Source organism: Flavobacterium sp. PLA-1-15, from assembly GCF_049060005.1.
Lineage (GTDB): Bacteria > Bacteroidota > Bacteroidia > Flavobacteriales > Flavobacteriaceae > Flavobacterium.
Window position 1 is genome coordinate 1 of record NZ_JBMGQS010000045.1, and the last position, 20,166, is coordinate 20,166.

The following is a 20,166-nucleotide window of genomic DNA, read 5'->3' on the forward strand; positions in this document are numbered from 1 at the left end:
GATCTGCAAAATCTGGCGGAAACGGCTATTAAGGAAATAAATCTGAAGGTTGAACGACCAGCGCTCCATCTGATGGTAAAAATCATCCAAGTAAGGATTGTCAACCACATCTTCAAAATGCGGTTCCCATTTAAAATGTTTCGCCAATAATCGCGTAAGTGTCGTTTTTCCTGCGCCTATGTTTCCTGCTACTGCTATGTGCATTACGGTATTATGATTTTATGATTGATAATTCCTTGTCGTGTAAAAATAGATAAAATTCGGTCTTTGTAGTAAAAACTTTCAAAGCTTTTCTCAACATTTTCCAGCAGGTATTTTTTGTCGTTTTTCAAATCAACGATGTGCAATTGACCTTCGCTTGAATACAGCAATTGCCTGTCGCCGATAAATTGCAGTCGCTCAAAACCCTCCACTTTTCCGATGGTGGTGACTTTTCCAAAGACATCACAGATGTTCCAGTTGCCTTTGCCATCAATCCATTGGAAATAATTAAAATCCGAATCATAATGGCTCAAATTTTCCTGAAAAGGCGATGCCAATGTTTGAAGTGTATTTTTTTGAGGATCGAACAGACCCAATTGCTGGGTAAGGCTGTTGTAGATCCAGAATCGGTTTTGGGAAGCAATTCCTACTGCCGAAGCGATAATAGGGATAGGAAATTCGGAAAAATTTACCCGTTGCGTTTCGTTCAGCTGATTGTCGAGCGTTACAACGGTATTGAAATTTTCGTAAAACAAAAGCAGTTTCAACGGATTCTGCAAATCGACACGGGCAATTTTTCCCAATGAAAGATTTTTGTATTCTAACGACTGACCGTCTTTTTGCTTGAATAAAATATTATTCTTGATAAAATATTGAAAGCCAAATTTATCAATGCCGACGAATTGATCAAACACAAGTTCAACAGTTTCATATCGGCTGGCCAAAAGCTTTTGCTCCTGGGCAAATGCCGATGTAGAAAGTATCACAAGAAAAAGAAGAAGGATTTTTTTCATATCAGCTAAAGTACAATTTTAATTTTTTCTGTAAACTTAGAGTTGGCTAATTATAGCCACAGATTCACAGATTTAACTTTAAAAAGATAACTAGAGGTTTTCTAATTGAATTTTATGTGTAGAAGTAAAGTGAAAAAATGACGCTATTACATCTGTGAATCAGTGGCTGAAATAAGCACAGGAGATTATATATTTAACAGATATTTGTAACAATGCAAAAGAACTTTCGTCATATTTGTCGTATCTAAAATAATGATTATGAAAAAAATAATTGCTTTAGCTGTTTTTGCATTTGGAATTTCGAACGTACAGGCACAGAAGGATTTTCAAGGAATGGCTGTTTACGAGTCGAAAACAAGTAATGCCGATATGAAAACGATGATGGGAAGAAACAAAGAAATTACTCCCGAAATGCAAAAGATGATTGAAGACCGAATGAAAGGAATGTTTGAAAAGACATTTATCTTGAATTTTGACCGCTCGGCTTCTATTTACAAAGAAGAAGAAAAGTTGGAAGCTCCGGGAAGCCAAACCGGCATGAATTCTCGAATGATGAATTCCTTTACAGGTGGTGGTGGCACACTCTATAAAAACGTGAAGGAAAAAACCTTTACGGTTGACAAGGAATTTATGGGAAAAGAATTTCTTGTAAAAGATTCTTTGCCACAGCTGGAATGGAAAATGGAGAGCGAAACCAAGCAAATAGGCGGTTACACGTGTTATAAGGCAACTGCAATTAAGCCCGTGAGCAAGACAAGTTTTAAAGATTTTAGGCTAAAAGAAGAAAATAAAGACGACAAAAAGGAAGCGGAGAAAAGCACTAATTTTATGGATGCTTTTGAAGCGCCAAAAGAAATTCAAGTGACGGCTTGGTACACTCCAGAAATTCCAATCAACCAAGGGCCTGATAATTACTGGGGATTACCGGGGTTGATTTTGGAAGTGAGCGACGGAAAAACGGTCATCTTATGTTCTAAAATCGTAATGAATACCAAAGACAAAAAAGAAATTAAAGAACCAAAGACAGGAAAAGTCGTTACACAGAAGGAATTTGATGAAGTGATGTTGAAAAAGATGGAAGAACTTCAACAGATGGGTAATCGACCTGGAGGTTTCCGAATGGGAAGGTAAATTGTGTCACGATTTATACAAAGAAACATATAGTTGTCACCTCGACGAAGGAGAGGTCACATTATGTGAATCAGGTTTGGTGAGTTTCTTTATGAGACCTCTCCTTCGTCGAGGTGACAAGTTTGAAGATAAGAAATCAATAAATCATTTTATAGCCTTGACCACGAACATTTAGAATATGAATGTTGGGGTCGAGGCTTAATTTTTTACGCAATTTGGTAATAAAAACGTCCATACTCCTGCCGTTGAAAAAATCATCATCGCCCCATATTTTCTTTAAAACCACCGAACGATCTAGGATTTCATTTTTGTTTTCGTTTAAGAAATAAAGTAGCTCGGCTTCGCGATGCGTAAGTGAAATAATGGTATCCGAAATTTGTAGCGTTTGCTTGTTAAGATTAAAAAGGTAAGAGCCAATATAAATATCTTCATCTGTTTTTTCAGAAATAATCCTTCCCAAAAGCGAATGGATTCGAACAATCAGTTCCTCCATACTGAAAGGCTTTTTGAGGTAATCATTTCCACCAAAGTTAAAACCATCCACTACATCCTGCGTCTGCGATTTAGCTGTCAGGAAGATAATCGGAATCTTTTTGTCGATTTTCCGAATATCCTTTGCAACCGAAAAGCCATCCTTTTTAGGCATCATTACATCCAGAACCAAGAGGTCGGATTTTTGTTTGGTAAAGGCTTCAAAAGCTTCTTCGCCATCCTTGCAATGCACTACTTCAAAGCTTCGGGTTTCCAAACTTTCTTTGATTATTAAGGCCAATGCCGGTTCGTCTTCGGCTAAAATGATTTTGATTTTATTAGGCATCGGGAAGATTGATTTTAAAGATGGTTGATTTTGTATTTGGCAAAAGTTCTAACGTTCCGCCGTGTTTTTCGATAATCTTTTTAGAATAGAACAAGCCGATTCCAAAACCTTTTACATCGTGTACATTCCCTTTTGGGATACGGTAGAATTTATCGAAAATCTTTTCACGTTGTGCTTTTTCAATGCCAGTGCCGTTGTCTTCAACTGTTATGATGGTTTTCTTTTCGGTTTTTGATAAACCAACATACACTGTTTCTCCGCCATATTTTAAGGCATTATCAATCAGATTGGAAATTACATTTTCAAAATGAAACAAATCGACTTTGCAATCAAGATGTTCCAAATTAGAATTGAAGATGAGGTGCTTTTCAGGTGCAAACAATTGGTGCTTGTCGATGTTGGATTTAATGAGTTCCACAATGTTGACGCTCTCTTTGTTTAAAGCCAATTCGTTCGTGTCAAGCGATGCAGTTTCAAGCAATTTTTCCACCATTATTTCGAGTTTCTTCAATTGCTGCCCCGAAATGTTGAGGTAGCGTTCGGTTTTTTCTTTGTCGTCAATGTCATTAAAGCTTCTAATTCCTTCAATTGCGGAGGAAATAGTTGTAATAGGTGTTTTGAACTCGTGGGTAATGTTGCTGATCAGGTCGTTCTTGATTTCATCTATTTTTTTCTGCTTGTTGATGGTTTTCAAAAGATACAACAAACAAAAAATGATGGAAAGTGAAAGTGCCAAAGACAGTATGATTTCAGTCATACTTCTCTTTAAAATCAAGCTGGTAGGGTCAGAAAAGGAAATCTGTAATTTTTGATCATTAGGCAAGAAAGTGGTTCCAGAGAAAGCAGACAAAGGCAATTGGTTAGGAGCTTTTTTTCTAAATTCATCAAAGATGGTATCGGCTTTAAAATGTTGCAGGCTATACTCAATACCAATATTTTTTCGTGCCAATTCTTTGTCTAATGCTTTTCCTAATTTTTCAAAAACTAAAGAATCCTGTACCAATGATATGATGATCTTATTGGCCAAATCAGTAAGTTTGGAGATGCTATCGGTGGCTTTTTTTCCTTTGAAGATATTGATGGACGAAACTTTATCGCTGTTTCCATGTATTTCAACGGTCGATTTTATGCCTTTCTTTTCTAGTTCTTTAGTGACGTTTTTCTTAATCGAATCTTTGAATTTTTGTGCTATACCAGTTTTTGCTAATTCCTCATCGCTTGTTGAAGAAATTTCCATTTGAAAGTTGGTAGAAACTGTATAATCGGCTTTGATACTGTCCGCTTTTTTTAAAGTAGTATCCTTTTTTAGATAAGGACCTTTCACCGTCTTTAATTTAGAAATATGCTTCTTAAAGACGGTGTCAAGTTTGATTTTTTCTAAAAAGTCATCATTACCTGTAGAGTCATCTTTATCAACAAAAGCCATAAAATTGTTTTTAGAATCTTCTACATAATAGTATTCGATACTTTCATCGAAGGCAGTTTGCACTTCCTTAATGAGTTGTATTTTGTTCTCTTTGTAGTTTTTGATGTTCCAAAATATTTGCAAGCCTATTGTGGCCAATATGGTTACAGTAATAAAGAATAATATGTATTTGTATTTTGAGGATTTCATTTTTCAAAAGTAATAACTAAAAATAAAAAAAGTGCTCCGTTAACAATCGTTAACTTTGGTTAACGGTAAGTAAGAATTGTAGTGCGTTTATTTGCAATGTACTTTTGGAACAAACCATTGAATTAGTTTTACAGCAAGGATGGAAATTTTTTTCATCCTGCCTGTTCCAAATTTGCGACATCAGAATATTTTAAACATAAAAATCAACACTATGAACAGATTAATTATTACATCGATTGTTTTCCTAACATTGTGCTCAACAAAAATTTTTGCCCAAGAATTCCACGGAATGGCTGTTTATGAATCCAAAACCAATCTCAAGGATATGAAAATTGAGAGCAAGGATATAAATGATGAGATGAACAAGATGATAATGGAAAGTATGAAGAAGCAATTTGAGAAAAAATACTTCTTGGATTTTAATAAAAGCGAATCTGTTTATTATGAAGAGCAAAAGCTGGAAACTCCAACACCAAGTACAAGTGGTTTTTCGATGAGTTTTTCAAGCAGTAGTGGCGGTGGCGAGAAAACCTATAAAAATGTAAAAGAAAAGCAACAGATTGCAGAGCAAGATTTTTTCGGAAAAGAATTTTTAGTAACCGATTCATTAAAAAATTGGAAATGGCAATTGAAGGATGAAACCAAGAAAATAGGAAACTATACTTGCTACAAAGCCATTCATGTTGACCCTGTTACTCCGGAAGACATCAAGCAATACGAAGATTTCAAGAAGCAACAAGAAACGTCAAAAACTACTTTTTTCATAATGGATGAACCAAAAGAAAGAATCACAACGGTTTGGTATTCGCCAGAAATTCCAGTTAGTCAAGGTCCTGGAGAATTCTGGGGATTGCCAGGGCTAATTATGGAAGCCAACTATGATAACACTACCATTTTGTGTTCAAAGATTGTATTGAATCCTAAAACAAAAAATGAAATCAAAAAACCAAAAAAAGGAAAAAAAGTAACAAAAAAGGAATATGAGAGTCTAATCGAAAAACAAATGGAGCAAATGAAGGACGAGAATGGAGCCATTCGTATTGAAATTCAAAAATAGACTTTAAAACAGCAGTTATAAAATGCAAAAACACATCATCATCGTCCTCCTATTTATATTTGGAATTTCGGCAAAAGCCCAAAACATCAAGTTCGAAGGATATGTTTCGGATCCCAAGGGAATAGGTTTGGAAATGGCCAACGTTATGGCGGTAAACCAAGCAACCAAAGGAATGGACGGTTATTCGATAACAAATGATAAAGGAAAATTCCAATTATCATTGAAGCCAAATACTTCCTATACCATTAAAATCAGTTATATTGGATATTCAGCTTTAGAAGAAACAATTGTCACGACTACTGAAAATGTCAATAAAATCTTTACTCTTCAAGAAGGCGTTGAATTGGAAGGCGTTGAGATTGTGCATGAAATGCCGGTTTCCATAAAAGGAGATACCATTGTCTATAACGCCGATTCATTTACCACAGGAACCGAACGAAAGCTGGAAGATGTATTGAAAAAGATGCCTGGAATTGAAGTAAATGCCGATGGTGAAATAGAAGTTGAAGGTAAGAAAGTACAAAAACTGATGGTGGAAGGCAAGGACTTTTTTGATGGTGATACAAAATTAGGCGTGAAGAATATTCCAGCCGATGCAATCGACAAGGTTCAGGTTTTGAGAAACTATAACGAAAACTCAATCTTGAAAGGTGTCGAAAATAATCAGGATAATATTGCGATGAACATCAAGCTTAAAGAAGGAAAAAAGAATTTCTGGTTTGGAGATATGACCGCCGGAATTGGTGTCGGGCATAAAGAAGAACGGTATCTGGTGAATCCAAAACTGTTTTATTACAACCCAAAATACAGCATCAATCTTATTACAAACTTTAATAATATTGGGGAGTTGCCACTGACCATTCAGGATTACTTTAAATTCAGTGGCGGTTTTAGGAGTATGATGGCAAAAGGAGGTTCATCGTTTAATGTCTCGTCAAACGATTTGGGAATTTCGATGATGCGAAACAACCGAGCCAAGGAAATTGAGACGAGTTTTGGAGCGACAAATTTTTCTTATAATGTAACCAAAGCGTGGACGTTGAGTGGTTTTGGAATATTGTCTTCTTCCATTACCGACTTGGAAACAAATTCACAAACGACGATTTTAGATACCGGTGCTGAACAAAGAAGTGAAGACGTTTCACATCAAAAAAGCAATTTAGGATTATTCAAATTAAGTTCAAGCTACAAGCCAAGTACGAAATTTCAATTTGATTATGATGTTTTCGGGAAACTTTCCAAACAAGATGAAAATAACGACTTGTTGCGAGAATCGATTGTTAGCAATGTTTCGAGCACGGAGAGTATTTTTACGAAAAAAGACCAAAGCCCAACTTCTTTTAGCCAAAATTTAAGCTTTTTTTACACGCCTACAGATAAGCACGTTTGGGCTCTAGAAATGCAGCATCTCTATCAGGATGAAGATCCTTTTTATAATGCAAATTTGCAGAGTGAGCCTTTTGAATTGACGGGTTATATTTCGGGACAAAACCGAAATGACTACAACCAAAGCCGTTTTGTGAAGACCAATAAGATCGATGCCAAATTGGACTATTATTATATGGTTACGCCAAAAAGCAACATCAATATAACATTAGGAAACACAAATTCACATCAAAATTTCAACTCGGATATTTTTCAGATTTTGGATAACGGAATGCAGAATAATCTTGATGCGCCAGAAAATACCAACCGTGTACGCTATGATTTTAATGATGCTTTTGTTGGATTGCATTATAAAATATTAACCGGTAAATTCACCTTTACACCAGGTTTCAGTGTGCATTCCTATTCGATGAACAATCAACAGTTAGGAAAAAAATACAAGCAAGATTTCTTTAGAATCCTGCCGGATTTCTATGCCTTGTATCAGATTAAAAAATCAGAATCGCTGACGTATAATTTTTCGTTTACCAATAGCTTTACAGATATCAATCAATTGGTTCAAGGAAATATACTACAGGGATATAGTAGTTTGTTCAATGGCGATCCAGATCTTAAAAATGCAACTGCCCAACAACATTCTTTGCGTTATTTCAAATACAATATGTTTAATTTTGAGAACATCAGTGCTTCGGTAAATTACAGCAGGACGATGGACCCTATAAAAACCAATGCGACTTTCACTGGTGTAAATCAAATTTCAACCCCTTTCAATTCTGATTTTGCAGATGAAAGTATTTCTGGATTTGGACTTTACGGACGTTCGTTTCTACGCTATTACAAGGCATCTTTAAGTGCAAGATTGGCTTGGTCGAAGTTTAATAACATACAAAACACAAACGAAATTGTATCGGAAAGTTTTACACAAAATTATACGCTTTCGGCTTCTACCAATTATAAAAAACTTCCTAATTTAGAGATAGGTTATGCGTTGACTGTGAATGATTACACGGGTGGTGTTTTTTACAATGAAAAGCCTTTTGCGAAGCTGGATTATTATTTCTTAGACAGTTTTTCATTCGTAACAGAATATGAATACAACCATTATTACAATCAAGACAGGACATCCGATAACAAATTTGACTTCCTTTCTGCAAGTTTGATTTATCAGAAAAAAGACAGCAAGTGGGAATATAAGGTTTCAGGAACAAACCTACTGAATACAACTTCCATCAACGACGACAGCTTTTCGCAATTGATTACAAGAACCTCTCAGTATAGAGTACAGCCGAGGTACATTATCTTTAGTTTGAAATATAATTTGTAGTAATTTTTTAAATTTCGGATATAAAAAATCCCGTTCACGAAGGCGAACGGGATTTTTATTTTGTGTCCCGAAGCTTCGGGATTTGTATATTTCTTAGTGAGCTTAGTGGTTAAAATTATATCCCGAAAGCCGCTTTCACTTTATCAACGAAATCTAATTTCTCCCAAGTAAACAATTCCACTTCAACCGTTTTTGTAAGTCCGCCTGGAGCAGAGAAAGTCTTAGTAACCGTTTCTGGTTTTCTTCCCATGTGTCCGTAAGCAGCCGTTTCGCTGTAGATAGGGTTTCTTAATTTCAATCTTTGTTCGATGAAGTATGGACGCATGTCAAATACGTTTTCCACTACTTTACTGATTTCACCATCTGTCAAATTTACTTTAGAAGTTCCATAAGTAACTACGTTGATAGAAGTTGGTTTTGCAACACCAATCGCATACGAAACCTGAACCAAAACCTCGTCGCACAATCCAGCAGCAACCAAGTTTTTAGCAATATGACGTGTAGCATAAGCAGCAGAACGGTCCACTTTACTTGGGTCTTTTCCTGAAAATGCACCACCACCGTGAGCACCTTTTCCTCCGTATGTATCCACGATGATTTTTCTTCCTGTCAAACCAGTATCTCCATGAGGTCCTCCAATTACGAATTTCCCTGTTGGGTTGATGTGATACGTAATATCATCATTAAACAAATGTGCATATTGAGGATATTTTGCCTTCACTCTAGGAATCAAGATCGAAACCAAATCCGATTTGATTTTTGCCAACATCGCAGCTTCTTCATCAAAATCATCGTGCTGTGTAGAAATTACAATAGCATCAATTCGTTGTGGTTTGTTATCATCAGAATATTCAAGGGTAACTTGCGATTTTGCATCAGGACGTAAGTACGTGATTTCAGCATTTTCTCTTCTCAAATTAGCCAATTCAATCAACAAAGCGTGTGATAAATCTAAAGCCAAAGGCATATAGTTTTCTGTTTCGTTTGTTGCATAACCAAACATCATTCCTTGGTCACCAGCTCCTTGCTCTTCTTTGCTTGCACGGTCAACTCCTTGGTTGATATCTGCAGATTGCTCGTGAATAGCCGAAAGGATTCCACATGAATTTGCTTCAAACATGTATTCGCTTTTCGTGTAGCCAATTTTTCTAATAACTTCTCTTGCGATATTTTGAACATCAAGATAAGTGTTCGATTTTACTTCACCAGCCAAAATTACTTGTCCAGTTGTCACCAAAGTTTCGCAGGCAACTTTAGAATCGGCATCAAATGCCAAGAAATTATCAATTAATGCATCTGAAATTTGATCTGCAATTTTATCAGGATGTCCTTCGCTAACAGATTCTGACGTAAATAAATAAGCCATAATTATAGTTTTAATTTAAGCAGAAGAAAAAATAATTGCAGGAAAAACTAAAGGAGAGTAGTTCTGCTTTAGCATTTTTTTATGAGGTTGCAATCAGTTCAAATTTTTCCTCTTGATTTTCGACTGCAAATGTATGAAACCATTTTGAATTGAAAATTAATCTTAACCTTTTTTTGAAAAATTGTGTTTTTCCGGTAACTCATATTTAAAAGCTAAATACGAAGTATTTAAACAGCATTGCAAAAAAAACAAAATGTTAAATTTTCAATTATCGTTTGGTCAATCCAAAAATAGTTCAGAAGTTTGCTTCATTAAAAAATAAGAAAAATGAATTTATCAATTTGCATCTGTCGTCATTTTATGTGGAAAGTTTCCGCAGAGGACAGCATTGCATAATTTTAAATTTTTAAAATATACCAATCAAACCTCTGCACATCGCAGAGGTTTTTTTTTACCCAATTTCAAATAATAAAAATAATAACAATAAATAACAAAATGAATCAATCAACACATACATATTTTTGTTGTTATACAGCTTGGATGCACCGCATTCCGCACCGCTATTGCCAAAAGTGAAAGACCTGTTCTTTGTTATAGTTCAACTATAAGCCCTTTTGGTTAGCCATCCGAAAGGGCTTTTTTTATGACCTGTAACTAAAGTTCGCCAAAAATAAAAGTTGTTTTTTGTTTGTTTGTTAGAAACTGTCTTTGGCTTTTGACATTGGTCAGAGGCAGTTTTTTAAAACGTAATCCCAAATTCTAAAAAAAATAAAATCATGTCAGCTATCAAAATAAACCTCATACTCTTCGGAATCGGAAACGTTGGAAGTGCCTTAATCAATCAAGTCATCCAGCAGCAAAAAAGCCTGCTCCAAGAAAAAAATATCGAACTCGTTTTTGCCATAATAACAAATTCTACCCTTGCTTTTTTCGAAAGAGAAGGCCAAAAAAATAGATGGGATGCTGATTTTACAAAGTCTCCGGCACCCTTCACCATCCAAAATCTCATAGATTATGCAAAAGAAGCAGAGCTCGAAAACCTCATTGCCATTGATGCCACAACAAGTGCAGAAATAATAAATTCATACGATTTGCTCCTTCAAAATAATTTCGATATTCTTTCCGTTAATAGCAACAGCACCCTTCAGGAGCCCGAAGTTACACCAGAAAATCTGATAAATCAGATACTTCAAATCGCTACGCTTTATGTGGCTCAAAAACGCCAAATCGCCTAAACCTCAAACCTACAACGTTGTAGGTTTATTTTTTTAAAACCAGTTGCAAATCCCAAATCTATTGCATTACTTTGCACTGTTCATAAACATATTGATTGTTATCACGAAAGGTGGAGGGATTAGACCCAGTGAAGCCTTAGCAACCCTACTCTCGTAGAAGGTGCTACATTCTATTCGTCACGGCGAAACAGATAACTCGGAGAAATTCCCTCAACTTTCCTTGATACATATAATATTTTTTAGAAGCGAACGGCTTGCGCATTTCAGCAATCCATGTTCCCGCTTTCCGTTGCAATCATTTTTATTTTTAAAGAAAAAATAAAAATGATTTCCACTACAAACACGTAGTGTTCACCGAACTCTTATGTGAATAAGAGTAATGTGAGGTAATCGGGGCTATTGAAAAATCCATTTTTGCAAAATAATCTTGGCGCCTTTGCGTCTTTGCGAGAATGAATTGGTTTTGTGAACCTCGCGAAAAAACTTAGTGAGCTTAGTGTTTAAAGAAAATATATGTCAAAAATAAAACAAGCAATACAAGAAAGAATCCTAGTGCTCGATGGCGCAATGGGAACAATGCTGCAACGTTACAATTTCTCGGAAGAAGATTTCCGAGGTGAACGCTTTAAGAACTTTCCACATCCTTTGAAAGGAAACAACGATTTGCTTTCCATCACACAACCCGAAGCCGTAAAAGAAGTCCACCGTTTATATTTTCAAGCCGGTGCCGATATAGTAGAAACCAATACCTTCTCTGGAACCACAATCGGTATGGCCGATTATCACCTCGAAGATTTGGTGTACGAACTCAATTACGAATCCGCAAAAATCGCTCGTCAAGTGGCCGATGAATTTACTGACAAGCCACGTTTCGTAGCCGGTTCCATTGGACCAACAAACAGAACCGCTTCGATGTCTCCGGATGTAAACGATCCAGGATTTCGTGCCGTAACCTTCGACGATTTACGGATTGCCTACAAGCAACAAGTAGAGGCCTTAATCGACGGCGGTAGCGATGTCTTATTGGTAGAAACAATTTTCGATACCTTGAATGCAAAAGCGGCGCTTTTTGCCATTGAAGAAGTAAAGGAAGAACGAAATCTGGACATTCCCGTTATGGTTTCAGGAACTATCACCGATGCTTCAGGACGAACACTTTCTGGACAAACTGTAGAAGCATTTTTAATTTCAATCCAACATATAGATTTATTAAGTGTCGGTTTCAATTGTGCGCTCGGAGCCGATCAGTTAAAGCCTTATTTGAAAAGATTGGCACACAACACACAACTAAATATTTCTGCACATCCAAATGCAGGTTTGCCAAACGCTTTCGGTCAATATGATCAAACACCTGAGGAAATGCAAGTACTGATAAAGGAATATTTACAGGACAATCTAATCAATATAATAGGAGGCTGTTGTGGTACAACACCCGAACACATAAAGTTAATCGCAGAAGTTGCGGCTCAATTTAAGCCACGAATTACGCAAATTTCCACGAATTGATTTGTGTAATTAGAGAAATTGGTGGCTAAAAAAGAGCCTTAATGAACCTTGATTTCTTAATGGTTTAAAAAATTTAGCGTCTCTGTGCCTTAATGGCAAAATAAAATATAAATGTCAAGAACAAACAAAATAAATCTTCAATTATCAGGGCTGGAGCCAATTCTTATCACAGAGGAGTCGATCTTCGTGAATGTTGGCGAACGAACGAACGTTACAGGTTCACGAAAATTCCTCCGATTGATAAAGGAAGAGAAATACAACGAAGCACTTTCGGTAGCAAGAGAGCAAGTAGAAGGTGGTGCCCAAATCATCGACATCAACATGGACGAAGGAATGTTGGACGGCGTTTATGCCATGACCAAATTTCTGAACCTGATTGCGGCCGAACCCGATATCGCGCGTGTTCCTATTATGATCGACAGTTCGAAATGGGAAATCATTGAAGCCGGATTGAAAGTCGTGCAAGGAAAGGGAGTCGTAAACTCAATTTCCTTAAAGGAAGGAGAAGCAACTTTTATCCACCACGCGAAGTTGATTAAAAGATACGGTGCGGCGGTAATCGTAATGGCTTTTGATGAAGAAGGACAGGCCGATAGCTACGAAAGGCGTATTGAAATATGCAAAAGGAGTTATGATATTTTGGTAGATGTAGTAAAATTCCCTGCACAGGATATTATTTTCGATCCTAATATTTTCCCAGTGGCAACAGGAATGGAAGAGCACCGCCAGAATGCGATGGATTTTTTCAGGGCTACAAAATGGATACGTGAAAACCTGCCTTATGCCAATATTTCGGGAGGAGTGAGCAATGTTTCGTTTTCGTTTAGAGGAAACGACAAGGTGCGCGAAGCGATGCATTCGGCTTTTCTATACCATGCCATCAAAAACGGGATGACAATGGGAATCGTAAATCCAGAGATGCTGGAGATTTACGATGAGATCGATAAAAACCTTTTGGAACACGTAGAAGACGTGCTTCTTGATAGGAGAGATGATGCCACAGAACGCCTTTTGGATTTGGCCGAAACCTTTAAAGGCGAAACAAAAACCAATGAAAAGACTATTCAAGAATGGAGAAACGGCTCAGTTCAAGACCGATTGACGCATTCATTAGTAAAAGGAATCGATGAGTTTATAGAAATTGATGTTGAGGAAGCCCGCGTAAATTCAGCGAAAGCGATAGAAGTAATCGAGGTGAACCTGATGACAGGAATGAATGTCGTGGGTGATTTATTCGGAAGCGGAAAGATGTTTTTGCCACAGGTGGTAAAGTCGGCGCGTGTGATGAAAAAAGCGGTAGCCTATTTGCTTCCTTTCATCGAAGCACAAAAAGACGGAAAATCTTCTTCGGCTGGAAAAGTCCTGATGGCAACCGTCAAAGGCGACGTACACGATATCGGAAAGAATATTGTGGCGGTGGTTTTGGGATGCAACAATTTCGAAATTATCGATTTGGGTGTAATGGTGCCACCCGAAAAGATCATCGAAACTGCCATCCGCGAAAATGTAGACATCATCGGATTGAGCGGATTGATCACGCCATCACTCGATGAAATGGTATATCTGGCAAAGGAAATGGACAAGCTCAACATTCAAATTCCGATTATGATTGGAGGAGCCACTACTTCTCGAGCACATACAGCCGTGAAAATCGCACCGGAATATAAGGAAACGGTTGTGCATGTAAACGATGCGTCGCGAGCGGTGACGGTGGCGAGCAATTTGCTTCAAGCGGAAACCAAGGAGGGATATGTAAAAGCGATCCGTGAGGAATATGATAAATTGCGAGACGGCTACTTGAACCGAAGCCGTGATAAAAACTACCATACTATTGAGAATGCCAGAAAGAATAAATTGCAACTCGATTGGAATAATTTTACGCCCGCGAAACCCAATTTCATCGGAAAAAAAGTGGTCGAAGTAAATCTTCAGGAATTGGTGGAATTTATAGATTGGACACCTTTCTTTAATTCTTGGCAACTTTTTGGGAAATATCCAGCTATTCTGGAGGACGAAATTGTGGGTACTCAAGCGACCAATCTTTTCAGCGATGCTCAGAAAATGCTGCAACAGATTGTTGAAGAAAAATGGATCGATGCAAAAGGAATCATCGGAATTTTTCCTGCTAATACGATAAATAATTCCGACGACATAGAACTGATAACCGATAACGGACAACCGATAACCTTTCTAACCCTCCGCCAGCAATCCCTGAAAACTGCCGGAGCTCCAAACATTGCGCTTGCCGATTTTATTGCTCCAAAAGAAACCGGAAAGCAAGATTATATCGGGTGTTTCTGTGTGACAACAGGTTTTGGTGTGGATGAAAAGGCGGCGGCATTCGAGAAGGATCTTGACGATTATAATTCGATTATGGTAAAGGCCTTGGCCGATCGTTTTGCAGAAGCTTTTGCCGAATACCTGCACTTGAGAGTGAGAAAGGAAATCTGGGGCTATGCTTCTGATGAAAGCTTGAGCAATCAAGAATTGATTAAGGAAGAATACAAAGGAATCCGTCCGGCACCTGGCTATCCAGCTTGTCCCGATCATTTGGAGAAACCAACCATCTGGAAATTATTGAATGTAGAAGAAGAAATAGGAGTGACCCTGACCGAAAGCATGGCGATGTGGCCCGCTTCATCGGTTTCGGGATATTATTTTGCAAATCCTGCAAGCAAATATTTCGGACTCGGAAAAATAAAAGAAGATCAAGTAATCGATTATGCCAAACGTAGAGGAATTTCTACCGAAAAGGCAATGAAATGGCTTAATCCTAATATAGCAGATTAATGAAGAGTTGTCGGTTGTCGGTTTTCAGTTAGGTTGAAAACGGATAACCGACAACAGATAACTGACAACAAAAAAATGAAAGTAACAGAACACATAGAAAATGCCAACGGGAAATCATTATTTTCCTTTGAGATTTTACCGCCTTTGAAAGGGCAGAATATTCAATCTATTTTTGACAGTATTGATCCTTTGATGGAATTCAATCCGCCGTTTATAGACGTGACCTACCATCGTGAGGAATATGAATACAAGGAATTGCCAAACGGATTGTTGCAAAAGAAGATCGTGAAGAAACGTCCGGGAACGGTTGGTATTTGTGCCGCCATTCAGAATAAATATGAAGTGGATGCCATTCCGCACATTCTTTGTGGAGGGTTTTCTAAGGAAGATACCGAGAATTTCCTGATTGATATGGACTTTCTGGGCATTGAAAATGTGGTGGCTCTTCGTGGCGATGCCGTGAAAAGCGAAACCTATTTCAAGCCCGAACGCGATGGAAATCAATATGCAAGCGAATTGGTGACACAAATCAGTAACCTGAACAAAGGAATTTATCTGGACGAAGATTTACAAAATTCTTCCTGCACTGATTTCTGCATCGGGGTGGCGGGCTATCCAGAAAAGCACATGGAAGCACCGAGCATGGACAGCGACATTCATTTTTTGAAGCAAAAAATTAAAAATGGAGCCACTTATATCATCACCCAGATGTTTTTTGACAATAAAAAATACTTCGATTTCGTCAGTAAATGCAGGAAAGAAGGAATTTTAGTGCCAATTATTCCTGGTTTAAAGCCAATTGCATCAAAAAAACAGTTAAATTTGATCCCGCACAGGTTCAAAGTCGATTTACCAGATGAATTAATTATGGAAGTCGTTCGTGCAAACAGCCCCGAAGCAATAAAACAAATAGGAATAGAGTGGTGCATCAACCAGAGCAAGGAATTAAAGCAAGCCGGAATACCTGTTTTGCATTACTACTCTATGGGAAAAGCAGAAAATATAAAGACCATTGCCAAGGCAGTCTTTTAAACGATAAGTATTTTAATTACCCCTAATTCTTTTACTCAAAAACCCTTCTAGAGTTCTTCTTGAAGGGTTTTTACATTTATATAAAATTCAAAAACCCCTCTAGAATTGCTTCCGGAAGGGTTTTCTCTCAATTTAAATCCAATAGCTATGGGAACTATTGAGCTGTACCTGTGGCCGCACGTTTCGCCAATATATCGGCGTAGTACTCACGGCCATAGTTTATCGCCTTCAAGGTTTCTATGAAGAACGGTGTTTTCTTGCGTTTGGCCATCAACAAAACATATTCTGCAAGGTCCTTATAAGTAGCGAATATTGAATTTCGTAAAGATTTAGTGTCAAATGTTTCGGTAGAAATAACATTAGAAGAGCGGCTGTCAAACATTTTCTTGAAATTGAAATTGGCTTTTTCAAGATTCAAAATATGAAATTCCAAACCCAAAAGATTCATGGCATCAAATTTTGCTTCTTTCAATTCCTTTACAAGCTTGTCAACTCCCAAACTTTCGGCTTCGTAGTTGGCTTTATCAATCGCGCTGTATTTTTTTAAGATAGATCTCAATTCCTGATAGGCCATTCTCTGAGCGGCATCGTCGGTGTATTCAAACACGCTCACGGCACGGCGAACAGTTGAAATCTTCTGATCACGGATAACGTCAAGCTTAAGGATGGTCTCCGTTTCGGCTTTTGCCTTCACCTGCATTAAAGCATCATTGTAGACGGGAGATTGGCCTTGTAATTCACTAAAAATTGATTCGAATTCACCGTCTTTCTTAGGGTCGATTCCAGTGTTGATAAAATCGGTAATCACTCGGTTGATGAATTGTCCAGATTCTAATAATTGTAATTGCGAAGTGCTGATAGGATAAAGTTTCATAACATTTTTGTTTTAGTTTGAATCAAAACTATGAAAGTATTTTTAATAAAAAAAACAAATCAAAATTATTTTGTGTAAAAATATATCTATATGATAAAATTGTTGTGAAATGATTGAATTTGGTACCAGGTAAGTGTCTTCTGAGAAATCAGCAGTTCATCCAAGGGGTTTGTTGGAGTAAATCCAGTTGCGGGAAGCAAACCAAGGCCTTGGAAAGTAAAAAATCGTCTGGCGCACTCCTTCCAACCACTTGAAAAGCTTAAATCTGTCTGGCGCACATGAACCAAGGGGTTGGATTAGGCAAATCCGTCTGGCGCACTCCGCCCAACCCCTTGGATGGCTTCCAGAAAAGTGGTTCCGCTCAAGGGGTTTGGCGACAGGCACTTTTTGAAAAAAAAGCACTTTTTTGAAGATTTCTATTTAAAGAAATAATAAAAATACGGACTAGTATAAAACAAAATTACACGGATTCCACAGCATTTTAAATCTGTGAAATCCCTAATGTAGGACTATTGATTTAAATTTACTAAGTTATTCATAGTACTAAAATACAGCTACTCACAAAAATATTAGCGATTTTAAAATGGATTAAAACCTTTAATTACTTTGTTGATTCTAAAATTTATAAAGTCTTTCAATGTCATACCTGTACTGCTTAACCAGGATATTTGATCATCTCTCCAATTGGGTAAGTAAACATTATAAACATTAGGATTATCTCCTTCGTCTAAGTAAATCATCAAAAACTGCTCTCCAGCATTATAAATATCTATCACATAAAAGGGACGACTAATAGTTCTGCTGTTTTCTGTTAGCCACTCACGGGCGGCATCTTGCATTTCTTGCTGGGTGTCATACCATCCTGTATCCAAAACATAACAAAATTTACCTCCTAGGTATAGCAATTCCCTTAATGCAATAGGAAACAAATTGCCATTATTCCAAGTTTGCTCAAGTTGGACTATTTCAGAAATTGGAATGCCTTCATTTCTGAAATTTTCTTCTGATCCATACTCTAAAGGATTATCTCTTAAATTTATTAATAGTTCAATATTCATATTTCCTTCATTTTAATTTTGGCATTGAGGAAGCTTCTTTAAATGCTAAAAATTTAAAATCTATTTGTTTACCATTAATAAACAAGGTAGGACTGAGGGGGTAATCTGTGGCAAAAAAATGTAGAGAGAAACTATTTCTTCGTCATTTCCCTAAACACCGCCTCTAGGTTTTTATTTTTTTGGTTGAGCTGTAAAGTCCTCAAACCATTGGTGTTTGCAAAGTCAAAAACCGCCGGACGCATATCGCCTTCGGCCACAAAAACCAGTTCCCAGGTCATGTCGTGGATATTTTTATAGGAAACCAAATTCGGAATCTGTGCAATCAGTTGCTCTTCTACCTTAAAGTCAAATTCTACTTCCAAGACCTGTTCCTTCTCGGTCATCAGGTTGTCCAGCTTCTTGTCGGTCACGATTTTCCCTTGGTTGATGATGATTACGCGGTCGCAAATTGCTTCTACTTCCTGCATAATATGCGTCGAAAGAAAAACCGTCTTGTCCTTGCCCACATTCTTAATCAACTGACGGATTTCTACCAATTGGTTCGGGTCGAGACCCGTTGTAGGTTCGTCCAAAATCAGCACATCAGGATTGTGTAGCAAAGCATTCGCTAAACCTACACGCTGGCGGTATCCTTTAGAAAGTTGCCCGATTTTCTTGTGGCTTTCGGGTGTCAATCCGGTCAAGGCTACGACCTCTTCAATGCGGGATTTCGCTACCTTATATACATCGGCATTAAAAGCCAAATATTCCTTTACATACAAATCCAGATACAACGGATTATGCTCCGGCAAATACCCAACAGATTGCTGAACGGCTTTAGGTTTGGCATTCACATCGTTTCCGTTTACGGTTGCCGTGCCCGAATCGGCGTTGATATACGTGGTCAGAATCTTCATCAAAGTGGATTTTCCGGCACCATTCGGACCAAGAAAACCTACGATTTCGCCTTTTTTTACAGAAAAGGAAATACTGTCCAGTGCCTTTTGAGCACCATAGCTTTTGGAGATATTATTGACTTCTATCGACATAGTATTGGATTTGAAACAAAAGTAATAATCAATTATGAATTATGAGTTATGAATTTAGAAATTAGAATTCTGAATTTAGAGTTTGGAATTTGCGTACAGTTTGGCGGACTAGCGATTAAAAGGAGCCTTTTGTAGTCCTTTAGCCCTGATGGTGCCATTGTTTGAGCTCTTGTTCCTGCCTTTAAAGCAGGAACAAAGCGAGTGGCTCCAGCAGGAACAAGGATAAATGGAAGCCAGAAGTAGAGCTCCTAAAGAAAATAGCCTAAATTTGCAGTGTAAATTTGATTATGGAAAATAGTAAAGAAATGGGGACGTGGCTGGATGATATGAAATTGTCGCATCCCTTAGTGATAGCAGGACCTTGCAGTGCAGAAACAGAAGAGCAGGTATTGAAAATAGCGCACGAATTGAAGGATTCGGATGTGATTATTTACCGTGCCGGAATCTGGAAACCTCGAACGCGACCGGGTGGTTTTGAAGGCGTTGGTGCCATTGGATTGAAATGGTTGCAGAAGGCAAAGGCCGAAACGGGACTGCTGATGGCGACGGAAGTGGCCAATGCGACCCACGTAAAACTGGCGCTGGAACACGATATTGATGTGCTGTGGATTGGTGCTCGAACAACAGTAAACCCTTTTGCAGTTCAGGAAATTGCCGATGCTTTGCAAAATACCGATAAGATAGTGTTGGTGAAGAATCCTGTGAATCCTGATTTAGCCTTGTGGATTGGAGGTGTGGAGCGTTTGTATAATGCGGGAATCAAAAAGTTGGGCGTTATCCACAGAGGATTTTCGACGTATGAAAAAACCAAATACCGCAATATTCCCGAATGGCAGATTGCGATTGAGTTGCAGAGCCGTTTTCCGGATTTGCCTTTGATTGGCGATCCGTCGCACATTACCGGAAAACGCGATATGATTCAGGAAGTTTCGCAACAGGCCTTGGATTTGAA

15 protein-coding genes, 1 pseudogene and 1 riboswitch are annotated in these 20,166 nt (G+C 37.8%); of the genes and pseudogenes, 8 read left to right on the forward strand and 8 right to left on the reverse strand.

Annotated elements, in window-relative coordinates; translation table 11 throughout:
* Both ACI6PS_RS15690 and ACI6PS_RS15695 read right to left on the reverse strand, forming a co-directional pair.
* On the reverse strand, positions 1-204 hold a 204-nt coding region (locus tag ACI6PS_RS15690; protein ID WP_421013520.1), incomplete at its 3' end, for a deoxynucleoside kinase.
* Positions 204-995 (reverse strand): hypothetical protein, encoded by a 792-nt coding sequence (locus ACI6PS_RS15695; protein ID WP_421013521.1) that lies wholly within the window; start codon positions 993-995, stop codon positions 204-206. The genes ACI6PS_RS15690 and ACI6PS_RS15695, both read right to left, overlap by 1 nt.
* 258 nt (positions 996-1,253) lie before the next feature.
* Here ACI6PS_RS15695 and ACI6PS_RS15700 point away from each other — a divergent pair, with 258 nt between their 5' ends.
* Complete coding sequence (locus tag ACI6PS_RS15700) at positions 1,254-2,126, forward strand: GLPGLI family protein (protein ID WP_421013522.1); 873 nt, start codon at positions 1,254-1,256, stop codon at positions 2,124-2,126.
* Positions 2,127-2,262: 136 nt separating this feature from the next.
* Here the strand turns inward: ACI6PS_RS15700 and ACI6PS_RS15705 are convergent, their stop codons facing one another.
* Complete coding sequence (locus ACI6PS_RS15705; protein WP_421013523.1) at positions 2,263-2,943, reverse strand: response regulator transcription factor; 681 nt, start codon at positions 2,941-2,943, stop codon at positions 2,263-2,265.
* Positions 2,936-4,558 (reverse strand): sensor histidine kinase, encoded by a 1,623-nt coding sequence (locus ACI6PS_RS15710; RefSeq protein WP_421013524.1) that lies wholly within the window; start codon positions 4,556-4,558, stop codon positions 2,936-2,938. Before ACI6PS_RS15710 ends, ACI6PS_RS15705 begins: the two co-directional genes overlap by 8 nt.
* A gap of 211 nt (positions 4,559-4,769) precedes the next feature.
* Between ACI6PS_RS15710 and ACI6PS_RS15715 the strand changes: the two genes are divergently transcribed.
* Both ACI6PS_RS15715 and ACI6PS_RS15720 read left to right on the forward strand, forming a co-directional pair.
* Positions 4,770-5,615 carry a GLPGLI family protein gene (locus ACI6PS_RS15715; protein ID WP_421013525.1) on the forward strand — a complete coding sequence of 282 codons (846 nt, stop codon included), beginning with the start codon at positions 4,770-4,772 and terminating at the stop codon, positions 5,613-5,615.
* 22 nt (positions 5,616-5,637) lie between these two features.
* Entirely contained in the window at positions 5,638-8,325 is a 2,688-nt protein-coding gene (locus ACI6PS_RS15720) for a carboxypeptidase regulatory-like domain-containing protein (protein ID WP_421013526.1), read from the forward strand.
* Between the two features lie 115 nt (positions 8,326-8,440).
* On the opposite strand, the gene metK is transcribed toward ACI6PS_RS15720, so the two are convergent.
* Positions 8,441-9,691, reverse strand: a complete 1,251-nt coding sequence (gene metK / locus ACI6PS_RS15725; RefSeq protein ID WP_421013527.1) for a methionine adenosyltransferase — start codon at positions 9,689-9,691, stop codon at positions 8,441-8,443.
* A gap of 776 nt (positions 9,692-10,467) precedes the next feature.
* Between metK and ACI6PS_RS15730 the strand changes: the two genes are divergently transcribed.
* The 4 genes from ACI6PS_RS15730 (at position 10,468) to metF (ending at position 16,254) form a co-directional block, all read left to right on the forward strand.
* Positions 10,468-10,926, forward strand: coding sequence for a hypothetical protein (locus tag ACI6PS_RS15730; protein WP_421013528.1), 459 nt, complete (start codon positions 10,468-10,470; stop codon positions 10,924-10,926).
* Positions 10,927-11,021: 95 nt separating this feature from the next.
* Positions 11,022-11,124: riboswitch (SAM riboswitch) on the forward strand.
* Positions 11,125-11,439: 315 nt separating this feature from the next.
* On the forward strand, positions 11,440-12,432 hold the full coding sequence (locus ACI6PS_RS15735) for a homocysteine S-methyltransferase family protein (protein WP_421013529.1): 993 nt from the start codon (positions 11,440-11,442) through the stop codon (positions 12,430-12,432).
* 111 nt (positions 12,433-12,543) lie between these two features.
* On the forward strand, positions 12,544-15,222 hold the full coding sequence (gene metH, locus ACI6PS_RS15740; protein ID WP_421013530.1) for a methionine synthase: 2,679 nt from the start codon (positions 12,544-12,546) through the stop codon (positions 15,220-15,222).
* A 75-nt stretch (positions 15,223-15,297) separates the two neighbouring features.
* Positions 15,298-16,254 (forward strand): methylenetetrahydrofolate reductase [NAD(P)H], encoded by a 957-nt coding sequence (gene metF / locus ACI6PS_RS15745; RefSeq protein ID WP_421013531.1) that lies wholly within the window; start codon positions 15,298-15,300, stop codon positions 16,252-16,254.
* A 154-nt stretch (positions 16,255-16,408) separates the two neighbouring features.
* On the opposite strand, the gene ACI6PS_RS15750 is transcribed toward metF, so the two are convergent.
* The 3 genes from ACI6PS_RS15750 to gldA all read right to left on the reverse strand — a co-directional run bounded on the left by ACI6PS_RS15750 (position 16,409) and on the right by gldA (position 19,214).
* Positions 16,409-17,128 (reverse strand): DUF6261 family protein, encoded by a 720-nt coding sequence (locus ACI6PS_RS15750; RefSeq protein ID WP_421013532.1) that lies wholly within the window; start codon positions 17,126-17,128, stop codon positions 16,409-16,411.
* A gap of 578 nt (positions 17,129-17,706) precedes the next feature.
* Entirely contained in the window at positions 17,707-18,186 is a 480-nt protein-coding gene (locus tag ACI6PS_RS15755) for a hypothetical protein (protein ID WP_421013533.1), read from the reverse strand.
* 131 nt (positions 18,187-18,317) lie between these two features.
* Entirely contained in the window at positions 18,318-19,214 is an 897-nt protein-coding gene (gldA, locus tag ACI6PS_RS15760) for a gliding motility-associated ABC transporter ATP-binding subunit GldA (RefSeq protein ID WP_421013534.1), read from the reverse strand.
* A 287-nt stretch (positions 19,215-19,501) separates the two neighbouring features.
* Here gldA and ACI6PS_RS15765 point away from each other — a divergent pair.
* Positions 19,502-20,166 (forward strand): annotated as a pseudogene (locus tag ACI6PS_RS15765) (3-deoxy-7-phosphoheptulonate synthase); the annotation flags it as partial.

Coding starts and splice junctions, on each gene's coding strand:
- metH (WP_421013530.1), top strand. CDS start 12,544: ATGTCAAGAACAAACAAAATAAATCTTCAATTATCAGGGCTGGAGCCA.
- metF (WP_421013531.1), top strand. CDS start 15,298: ATGAAAGTAACAGAACACATAGAAAATGCCAACGGGAAATCATTATTT.
- ACI6PS_RS15700 (WP_421013522.1), top strand. CDS start 1,254: ATGAAAAAAATAATTGCTTTAGCTGTTTTTGCATTTGGAATTTCGAAC.
- ACI6PS_RS15735 (WP_421013529.1), top strand. CDS start 11,440: ATGTCAAAAATAAAACAAGCAATACAAGAAAGAATCCTAGTGCTCGAT.
- ACI6PS_RS15720 (WP_421013526.1), top strand. CDS start 5,638: ATGCAAAAACACATCATCATCGTCCTCCTATTTATATTTGGAATTTCG.
- ACI6PS_RS15730 (WP_421013528.1), top strand. CDS start 10,468: ATGTCAGCTATCAAAATAAACCTCATACTCTTCGGAATCGGAAACGTT.
- ACI6PS_RS15710 (WP_421013524.1), bottom strand. CDS start 4,558: ATGAAATCCTCAAAATACAAATACATATTATTCTTTATTACTGTAACC.
- ACI6PS_RS15755 (WP_421013533.1), bottom strand. CDS start 18,186: ATGAATATTGAACTATTAATAAATTTAAGAGATAATCCTTTAGAGTAT.
- ACI6PS_RS15750 (WP_421013532.1), bottom strand. CDS start 17,128: ATGAAACTTTATCCTATCAGCACTTCGCAATTACAATTATTAGAATCT.
- gldA (WP_421013534.1), bottom strand. CDS start 19,214: ATGTCGATAGAAGTCAATAATATCTCCAAAAGCTATGGTGCTCAAAAG.
- ACI6PS_RS15695 (WP_421013521.1), bottom strand. CDS start 995: ATGAAAAAAATCCTTCTTCTTTTTCTTGTGATACTTTCTACATCGGCA.
- ACI6PS_RS15705 (WP_421013523.1), bottom strand. CDS start 2,943: ATGCCTAATAAAATCAAAATCATTTTAGCCGAAGACGAACCGGCATTG.
- ACI6PS_RS15715 (WP_421013525.1), top strand. CDS start 4,770: ATGAACAGATTAATTATTACATCGATTGTTTTCCTAACATTGTGCTCA.
- metK (WP_421013527.1), bottom strand. CDS start 9,691: ATGGCTTATTTATTTACGTCAGAATCTGTTAGCGAAGGACATCCTGAT.